The sequence below is a fragment of the Micromonospora sp. ALFpr18c genome, assembly GCF_008868155.1.
GTDB lineage: Bacteria > Actinomycetota > Actinomycetes > Mycobacteriales > Micromonosporaceae > Micromonospora.
Genome location: NZ_WBKR01000226.1, coordinates 1 through 9516, shown reverse-complemented (window position 1 = coordinate 9516; position 9516 = coordinate 1). Strand labels below are relative to the sequence as shown.

The window sequence follows — 9516 nt, the reverse complement described above, 5'->3', positions numbered from 1 at the left end:
TGCTCGGCACCGGGGGCGCCGGGTCGGGCGCCCGGTGCAGGGCGACGGCGGCGAAGGCGGCGCCCGCCGTGGCGGTGGCCGCCAGCGCGCCGATCCAGGCCACCGCGCCGGTGGTCAACCGGCGGCGGCGCGAGCGGTGGGCCGCGGCGGGCCGCGGGTCGGCCCGGGCGGCCCGGAACGCGGCCAGTGCCGCCTGCTCGCCGGCCAGCTCACCGGGGCGGGCCGGAGCGGCGGCGGCGGCAAGCAGCCGGGCGAGCGGGTCACCCGGGTCGCCGGCGTGGATCGCGGTGGCCGGGTCGGTGGGGATCGCCGAGCGGAGCTGCTCCGTGGTCGGCGTCGGGTCGGTGGGCGCGGCGGCGCGGGCCGCGTCGAGCAGCCGTTCGGTCTCGGCGCGGTCGGCCCGCCGGTCCGGCCGGTTCGGGTTCATCCGTAATCCCTTCACGTCAGCCATCCGCCGGCTCGGCGTGTGACGTCCGAGGGGACCGGCCGCCGCGCGGACGGGGCGGCCGCGCGGCCGCCTCGCCGGTCGGCGCCGCGCCCTCGGCTCCGACCGGCGGGTCGGCGTCGACGGTGGGCGTGCTGGGCTCGGCCGGCCGTTCCAGGAGGGCCGCGAGCCGGCGCAGGCCCCGGTGGGCGGCGGTCCGGACGGCGCCGGCACGGCGACCGAGCACCTGACCGGCCGATTCCGCGTCCAGGCCGATCACCGCCCGGAGCAGGACAGCCTCGGCCTCGCGGGGCGGCAGGGTGGAGATCAGCGCCAGGGCTGCCTCGGTGCCGATCGTCTCGCCGGCCCGCTCGGCGGTGTCCGCGTCGCTGGCCAGATCGGCGAGCGCCTGCACCGGAACCGGCAGCGACGGTCGGCGGCGCAGCTTCCGCAGGTGGTCCATCGCCCGGTTGCGGGCGATGGTGACGGTCCAGGCCCGGAACTCCCCGCCGGTGAAGGTGGGCAGGTCACGGGAGATCTGCAGCCAGGTTTCCGACGCGACGTCCTCGGCGTCCCCGCCGACCAGGGCGGTCAGGTAGCGCAGCAGGCCCGGCTGCAGGGTGCGGTACAGGAAGCGGAACGCGTCCTCGTCGCCGGCCTGCGCCGCGGTGACCGCCTCGGTCAGTTCGTGGGTCATCGACGGCCCGCGGGACGCCCGGCCCTGGGCTGCGGCGTCGGAGCACCCGACGTGGCGCGATGCGACGGCCCGACCAGCTCCCGCACCACACCGCCCTCCACCGAAGTTGATCAGATTACGCCCGCGACCGCACTGGCCGGGACGGGGGTCTGGGCCAGCGCCGCGACGGTCGGCTCTCGACGTGTCGACCGGTCGGGGCCACCGGGCGGGGCCCGAGCCGCGCTAACGCTAGGAGCGGACCAACCGGGCGACAAGTCGGCATCGCGTCACGGAAGAGTGACAAATATCAAACCGTCCGGCCGGCGCGTCGTCGTAACGGGCGGTGACCAGGTGACGCTTACCGTGCCCGCGCTTGTTGGTGAGCCTCGCTCGGGGACACGTCGCACGAATGCGTCGGGTTTCGTCACGGCGAGCTGTCGGCCCGTCACAGAGCGACGATGTCGATGGAGGTCAGACCGGAAGGGGCGGCGGTGCGGGCCGTCCGGCGGGTCGGCCGCAGCGCGCCGTTCCGCGCCACTCTAGGTACGGTAATGCTGTGTTGTCATCGGAGGTCGTGCTCAGCGGTCGGTACCGCCTGGACGAACGTGTCGCCACCGGCGGCATGGGCGACGTCTGGCGTGCCTCGGACCTGGTCCTCGGCCGGCAGGTCGCGGTCAAGGTCCTGCTGCCGGCGTTGGTCTCCGATCCCGACTTCATCGCCCGGTTCCGCGCCGAGGCGCGGATCATGGCGGCCCTTCGGCACCCGGGCATCGTGCAGGTCTACGACTGCGGCGAGGACGACCTGCCCGACGGCGGCCGGGCCGACTACCTGGTTATGGAGTTCGTCGACGGCGAGCCGCTGTCCAAGCGGATCGAGGCGGCCGGCCGGCTCGACGTGTCCGAGACGATGTCGATCGTGGCCCAGGCGGCCCACGCGCTGAACGCGGCCCACCTCGGCGGCATCGTGCACCGCGACGTCAAGCCCAGCAACCTGCTGGTGCAGGAGGACGGCACGGTCGTCCTGGTCGACTTCGGCGTCGCCCGCTCCACCAACGTCACCAGCATCACCAGCACCAACGCGGTGCCCGGCACCGCGCTCTACATGGCACCCGAGCAGGCCGCCGGCCGGCCGGTCAGCGGGGCCACGGACATCTACGCGCTGGGCGCCGTCGCCTACTGCTGCCTCACCGGCGGCCCACCGTTCACCGGCGACAATCCGCTCCAGGTCGCCGTCCGGCACCTGGACGACGAGCCGCCGGAGCTGCCGCACGAGATCCCGGAGGCGGTCCGCGCCCTGGTCTCGCGGGCTCTGGCCAAGGATCCACTGGACCGCTTCAGCAGTGGCGCGGCAATGGCCGAGGCGGCCCGGACCGCGGTGACCGGCGGCGAACCACCCACCGCGATGGCGGCGTCCGTGCCGTTGCGCGACGCCGGGCCCGGCACCCGCACCGACGTGCCGGTCGGCGCGGCCGTCGCCCCGGCGGGCCGTCGGCGCGGCCGGCGGGGCGCTCTGGTCGGCGCGGCGGCGACCGTGCTGGTGGCGGTCACCGGCCTGATCGCGGCGCTGGGCGCGGCGGAGAATGCGGACGCCCCGGCGGTCAAGCTGCCCACCACCTCACCGACCGTGGCACCGACCGGTCAGGTGGATGTGCCGGCGGCGAACGATCAGGTCACGGCGGATCCGTCGCGTCCGAACCGGCCGACCACCCATGGGACCAGCCCGTCGGCCACGGTGAGCACGACGCCGAGCACGCAGCCGAGTCAGACGCCCGGCGCGGTGGTCGGGGTGGGATCGGGCGACGGACCCGGAGGGACCGCCGGGCGGCTGAGCGGGCGACACAGCCGACCCACCAGCACCGATATCCCCAAAACGGACTTACGTCGCCGAATACACCTCTAGGCTCTCCGCAGGTCATTTCCACCGTCTGCTGCGGGAGCCTGCGTGAGCGTGAGCGCTGAGAAGCTGGTCGTGATCGGCCAGGGGTATGTCGGGCTACCGCTGGCCATGCGGGCCGTCGAGGCGGGCCTGAACGTGGTCGGCCTCGACGTCGACACCGACCGGGTGAAGCGGCTCGCCGCGGGCGAGTCGTTCGTCGAGGACATCCCCGCCGACCGGCTGGGCCGGGCGTTGGGCAGCGGCCGCTACCGGCCCAGCTCCGAGTACACCGACGCCGAGGGTTTCGACTTCTGCGTCATCACCGTGCCCACCCCGCTGCGCGACGGCACCCCCGACCTGAGCTTCGTCGAGCAGGCCGGTGTGAGCATCGGGCCGTACGTACGACCGGGCTGCACGGTGATCCTGGAGTCGACCACCTACCCGGGCACCACCGAGGAGTTGCTGCGTCCGCTGCTGGAGTCGGCCAGCGGGCTGCACAGCCCCGGCGACTTCCACCTGGGTTACAGCCCGGAACGCATCGACCCGGGCAACCCGACCTGGCGGTTGGAGAACACGCCGAAGGTGGTGTCCGGTGTCGACCCCACGTCGCTGGCGCGGGTGGACGGCTTCTACCGGCGCCTGGTGGAGCGCACCGTGCCGGTGGACTCCACCAGGGTCGCCGAGCTGACCAAGCTGATCGAGAACACGTTCCGCCAGGTCAACATCGCGTTGATCAACGAGTTGACGATGCTCTCGCATCCGCTGAACATCGACGTCTGGCAGGCGATCGAGGCCGCCGAGACGAAGCCGTTCGGTTTCCTGCCGTTCCGGCCCGGCCCGGGTGTCGGCGGGCACTGCCTGCCGATCGACCCGTGCTATCTGTCCTGGCAGGTCAAGCGCCGCCTCGGCCGGCAGTTCCGGTTCATCGAGCTGGCCAACGACGTCAACCACGAGATGCCCGAGCACGTCGCGCAACGGATCATGGCCGGGCTGAACCGCAGCGGCCGCGCGGTCAGCGGAGCCCGGCTGTTGCTGCTCGGACTGGCGTACAAGAAGAACACCGGCGACATGCGCGACTCCCCCGCCGTCGACGTGGCCCGTCGGCTGCAGGACCTCGGCGCCGAGGTGCACGCGGTCGAGCCGTACGCCGAGGCCCACCAGATCCCCGCCGGGGTGACCGTGGTGGGGCTGACCGAGCGGGAGGTGCGCGCCGCCGACGCGGTGGTGGTGGTCACCGACCACGACACCTTCGACTACGACCTGGTGGTCGAGCACGCCCGCTACGTCTTCGACACCCGCAATCGGTGCACCGGCCCGATGGTCGAGCGCCTGTAGACCCGGCACCGCTGGCCGGTCCGCCGCCAGGAAGATGGCAGGACCGGCCAGCGGATGTCCGTGTGTGCGGCAAGCGGAGGGGGTCACTGGTCGGCGAGTGCCTGCACGACGGGCCGCGCCAGCGCCCGACGGGCTGGCAGCACCGAGGCGAGCAGGGCGGCCAGCACCGCCACGGCGAGGAGCAGTCCGAGCTGGCCGAGCGGCAGCACCACGTGAAAGTCACCGCCGAGGCGGTCCAGCAGCGCCATCGCGGCGGCGCTCACCCCGGTGCCCAGCCCGATGCCGAGCACCGCGCCGACCATCGCCATCAGCACCGCCTCCACGGCGAGCATGGCGCGCATCCGGGCCCGGGTCATGCCGACGGCCCGCAGCACCGCGTTCTCCCGGGTCCGTTCGACCACCGACAGGCTCAGCGTGTTCGCCACGCCGACCAGGGCGATCACCACGGCCAGGCCGAGCAGCGCGGTGACGAACGCCAGCAGCATGTCGACCGTGCCGGTGAGCATCTTCTTGTACGCCCCCTGGTCCATCATGGTGACCGTCGGGTAGGCGGCCAGCACCGCCTCGATGGCGTCGCGGGCCCGGTCGGCGTCGACGCCGGCGGCGGGATCGATCTCGGTCAGGAAGCCGTGCCGGTCGGGAAAGAGCGCGGCGAAGTCCTCGTCGGCCATGTCGATGACGTGCCCGACGGGGGCGGCGCCGGCCACCATGGCGGGCCGGTCGTCGGCGACCACGGCGGCCACCTGGAACCGGCGCCCGCCGACGGTGACCGGTGAGCCGACCGTCCAGCCGTTGGACTGGGCCAACTCCCGGTGCACCAGCACCCGTCCCGGCCCGAGCCGGGTCGCGTCGCCGGCGAGCACACCGGTGATCGTCCGGCCGACCAGCGCCGGGTGGGCGGCGCGGATCTCGATGTCGGCGCTCACCGTGCTGCGTTGTTCGTGCACCACGCCCAGCTCGGGTCGGGCGGCCAGCTCACCGGTCAGCGCGCCGGGCAGGTCCTGACCGATCCCGCTGACCACGAAGTCGGTGCCGACCTCGGCGTCCACGCTGCGTTCGATGCCGTCCTTGGTGCTGCGGGCACCCACCACGAACGCCGACACCAGTCCGATTCCGATCACCAGGGCCGTGGCGGTCGCGGCGACCCGGCGTGGGTTGCGGACCGCGTTGGCCACCGCGAGGGTGGCGGCCGTTCCGAGCAGGCGACGGACCGGCCAACCGAACACCCGGACCAGCGCCGGCACGAGCACCGGTCCGAACAGGACGATCCCGAGGAAGGCCAGCACCCCGCCGGCGGCCACCAGCAGCAGTTGACCGGCGCTGGCGGCACCGGCCAGCGCGGCGATCCCGGCGCCCAGCACCACCGCGCCCGAGATCAGCCGGAGACGACCCGCGCCCCGACTGGGCTGCACCGCGGCGTCGGTCAACGCGGCCACCGGCGCGACCCGGGTGCCCCGCCAGGCCGGGAGCAGGGCGGCACCCACGGTGAGCACGGTGCCCAGCAGCAGAGCGGTCAGCACCGTCGACCCGGTCACCCGCAGCCCGCCGGAGACCGGCACGTCGAGGCGGGTCAACAGCAGCCGCATCCCGCCGGCGAGAGCCACCCCGAGCAGCACCCCGAGCGCGGAGGCGACCGCCCCGACCACCGCCGACTCCAGCAGCGCCGAGCGGAAGACCTGACCGCGGGTGGCGCCGACCAGACGCAGCAGCGCGGTCCGCCGGGTGCGCTGCGCCAGCACGATCGCGAAGGTGTTGGCGATGACGAAACCGGCCACCACCACGGCGACCGCCACGAAGATCAGCAGCAGCATGGTGAACTGGTCGAGACTGCGGACCGCCTCGTCGACGGCCTCGTCGAGGATCTGCTGGCGACCCTTCACGCTGGCGTCGGGGCCGGCGACGGCGCGTACCCGTTCGGTGAGCGCGCTCGCCGCGACACCCGGCCGGGCCGCCACCATGATCCGGCCGTAGCCGGCCTCCCCGGTGACGGCGAGGGCGTCCGGCCCGACCAGGCCGATGAACGGCCCGCCGATGTCCCGCACGGTGCCGGCCACGTCGACGGTGCCGACCAGCGTGTACGGGCGGGCCTGCCCACCGGAGCCACCGATGCGGACCGGCGCACCGAGGGTGAAGCCCTCCCCGGCCACCGTCTCGGCGTCGAGCACCACCTCGCCAGCGCGGTCGGGCAGCCGTCCGGTGACCACGTCGTACGAGCGCAGGGCGGGCTCGGTGGGGATGGCGGCGAGCACGGCGAAGCCGAGCACCGGCCGGCCGTCGGCGCCGACGACCCCGCCGGTGCCGGTCAGCTCCCCGGCGGCGGCGGCCACCCCGTCGACCGCCCGGACCCGGTCGACCAGAGCGGCGGGCAGCGGGCTGGTGCCGGTGGCGTACACGCCCAGGTCGGTGTGCCGGTCGAAGGTGCCGGCCCGCTCGTACGCGCCGGCGCGCATCCCGTCGACGAGGATCAGGGTGCCGGCGATGAACGCGACGCCGAGCACGACGGCCAGCGCGGAGAGCAGCATGCGCAGTGCCTCGGCACGCAGCGAGCGCAGGGTCAGGCGGATCATGCGGGGCTCCCCGGTGGCGGTGCGGATCGGACCCCTCCGACGCTATGGCCGGCACCGGTCAGTCGATCTCCACCTGTGCGCTCGACCTGTGTGCGTCCCGGGTCGCGGTGTGCCCGTCGACCGGTACTACCCAGGTCGTACGCGGGCTCATCCGCCGGGCGTGACCAGCCCGCTCTCGTACGCCAGCACCACCGCCTGGACCCGGTCGCGCAGGTGCAGCTTCGCCAGGATCCGCCCGACGTGGGTCTTCACGGTCGCCTCGGCCACGTGCACCCGGGCGGCGATCTCCGCGTTGGACAGTCCCTGTGCGACGAGCAGCAGCACCTCCCGCTCCCGGTCGGTGAGCTGCGCGAGCCGGGGATCGGCGGTCGGGCCGGCACCGAGCTGCCCGGCGAACCGGTCCAGCAGCCGCCGGGTGATCGACGGCGCCACCACCGAGTCACCCTGGGCGACGACCCGGATCGCGGCCAGCAGCTCCTCCGGCGGGACGTTCTTGAGCAGGAACCCGCTCGCCCCGGCCTGGAGCGCGGCGAACGCGTCCGCCTCGGTGTCGAAGGTGGTCAGCACCAGCACCCGGGGCGGCCCCGAGGGCCGGTCGGCGCAGAGCCGGCGGGTGGCCTCCACCCCGTCCATGGTCGGCATCCGGACGTCCATCACCACGACGTCGGCCTCGGTGCGGGCGAGCACCCGCAGGGCGTCCGCGCCGTCGATGGCCTCCCCGACCACCTCCAGGTCGGGCTGCGAGTCCAGCACCATCCGGAACCCGGCGCGCACCAGCGCCTGGTCGTCCACGATCACCACGCGGATCGTCATGCCGCGATCACCTCCGTTGCGGGATCCGACGGTAGCGGTAGCCGGGCCTCCAGCTGCCAGCCCCCGGATGGCCGGGGCCCGGCGGTGAGGCTGCCGTCGTACACCGTCGCCCGCTCGCGCATGCCGAGCAGACCGTGACCGCCGGACGGCGCCGGGCCGACCACCGGGCGGCCGCGACCGTCGTCGACGGCCCGGACCACGACGGCGTCGGTGGTGTACGTGAGGGTCAGCTCGACGTGGGCGCCGACGCCGGCGTGCTTGAGCGCGTTGGTCAGCGCCTCCTGCACGACCCGGTAGACGGTCAGCTCCAGCCCCGGCGGCAGGACCGGCGGTTCGCCGGTGACGGTGTGCCCGATGCGCAGCCCGGCGCCGCGGAACCGGGTCAACAGGTCGGGCAGGTCGGTCAGGGCCAGCCGGCGGTGCTCCGGGTCGGCGGGCACCCCCGGTCCGCCGGCGCCGGTCGGGCCCGCGTCGCGCAGGACGCCGACCAGCCGGCGCATCTCCTCGAGGGCCTGCCGGCCGGTGTCGGCAACGACCTTCACGGCGGTACGGGCCTGCTCGGGGTCCCGATCGAGCATGAACCGCGCGCCGTCCGCCTGGACGATCATCACGGCCATGCTGTGCGCCACCACGTCGTGCAGCTCGCGGGCGATGCGGGTGCGTTCCTCGGCGACCGCGGCCCGGGACTCGGCCTCGCGCTCGCGTTCGAGGGTGCTGGCCCGCTCCTCCAGACTGAGCACGTAGAGCCGTCGGGTGCGCACGTTCAGCGCGACCAGCCAGACCGCGCCGGTGACCAGCGCGTACCACAGCGCGGTCACCCACCACTGGATGACACCGGGGGTCTGCGCGGCGGCGAGCAGCACGCCCACGGCGGCGACGGCACCGGCGAGCACACCGTCGCGCAGCCGTTCGCCGTACTTCACCACGCTGTAGAGGGCGATGAGGACGGCCACGTCGTAGGCGAGTGGACCCCACTGGGCGATCACCTGCACCAGGGCGAGTGCCGCGACCACCACGGTCACCGCGCTGGGGTGGGTACGGCGGAACAGCAGCGCCGCCGCCATCCCCACGCCGACCAGGGTGGCCCACCAGCCGCCCGGCTGGGCCACCGCGGAGGCCAGGCCGACGAGCGCCACCACGGCGGAGACGGCCACGTCGAAGGCGACGCCGCGCAGCGGGCGACCGAACATCGTGCGTCTCACGGTCACCCAGCGTACGTGTCGAGCGGTACGCGGCTCGTGGCGCGGCCGGTCAGGGTGGGGTGAGTTCGCGCAGGCGGGCGATCTCGACGGCCTGCTCGGTCGCGAGCGAGGTGGCGATCTCGTTGAGGGTCAGGTCGAGGCCGACCGACAGCAGGTCGGTGGCCATGGCCACCGCACCCTGGTGGTGGTCACTCATCATCCGCACGAAGAGCCGGTCGAACTCGGTGCCCCGCGCGTCGGCCAGGTGGCGCATCGCCTCGGGCGACTGCATCCCGCGCATGCCGCCGTGGTCGTGCCCGGGCGCCGACGCGGGCAGGCCGCGGGTGCTGAGCCAGCCGCGCAGCACCGCGATCTCCGGGCCCTGACCGGCCCTGATCCGGTCGGCGTAGGCGCGGATGCGGGGATCGGAGGCCCGCTCGTCGGCCAGCTCGGTCATCTCCAGCGCCTGCTGGTGGTGCGGGATCATCATCTGGACGAAGACGGTGTCCAGTGCGTTGTAGCGGGGCGCGCTGTCGTCGCGTACCTCGTGCGCGGGCCGCGTGACCGCGGCCTCCCCCGGTCGGCCGGGGACGATCACCGGCGGCGGCTCGGGGCCGGTCGGGGTGGGCGAGGTCCTGGCTCTT

At 74.2% G+C, this 9516-nt stretch carries 7 protein-coding genes and 1 pseudogene; 2 read left to right on the top strand and 6 right to left on the bottom strand.

Annotated elements, in window-relative coordinates; genetic code table 11:
* A pseudogene (locus F8271_RS27440) lies at positions 1–427 on the bottom strand (hypothetical protein); the annotation flags it as partial.
* A 16-nt stretch (positions 428–443) separates the two neighbouring features.
* Positions 444–1121 (bottom strand): RNA polymerase sigma factor, encoded by a 678-nt coding sequence (locus tag F8271_RS27435; protein ID WP_151492748.1) that lies wholly within the window; start codon positions 1119–1121, stop codon positions 444–446.
* A gap of 535 nt (positions 1122–1656) precedes the next feature.
* Here F8271_RS27435 and F8271_RS27430 point away from each other — a divergent pair.
* On the top strand, positions 1657–3000 hold the full coding sequence (locus F8271_RS27430; RefSeq protein WP_151492747.1) for a serine/threonine-protein kinase: 1344 nt from the start codon (positions 1657–1659) through the stop codon (positions 2998–3000).
* Positions 3001–3048: 48 nt separating this feature from the next.
* A complete protein-coding gene (locus F8271_RS27425) occupies positions 3049–4311 on the top strand; it encodes a nucleotide sugar dehydrogenase (RefSeq protein ID WP_151492749.1) in 1263 nt (420 codons plus the stop codon).
* An 83-nt stretch (positions 4312–4394) separates the two neighbouring features.
* Here the strand turns inward: F8271_RS27425 and F8271_RS27420 are convergent, their stop codons facing one another.
* The 4 genes from F8271_RS27420 to F8271_RS27405 all read right to left on the bottom strand — a co-directional run.
* Positions 4395–6878, bottom strand: coding sequence for an ABC transporter permease (locus F8271_RS27420; protein ID WP_151492746.1), 2484 nt, complete (start codon positions 6876–6878; stop codon positions 4395–4397).
* Between the two features lie 147 nt (positions 6879–7025).
* Positions 7026–7691: a response regulator transcription factor gene (locus F8271_RS27415; protein ID WP_151492745.1), complete on the bottom strand. Its 666-nt coding sequence runs from the start codon at positions 7689–7691 to the stop codon at positions 7026–7028.
* The gene (locus F8271_RS27410; protein WP_151492744.1) at positions 7688–8899 is read right to left on the bottom strand and encodes a sensor histidine kinase; all 1212 of its coding nucleotides are present in this window, start codon (positions 8897–8899) and stop codon (positions 7688–7690) included. Before F8271_RS27410 ends, F8271_RS27415 begins: the two co-directional genes overlap by 4 nt.
* Before the next feature lie 43 nt (positions 8900–8942).
* A partial coding sequence (locus F8271_RS27405) for a DUF305 domain-containing protein (RefSeq protein WP_151492743.1) occupies positions 8943–9516 on the bottom strand: 574 nt, incomplete at its 5' end.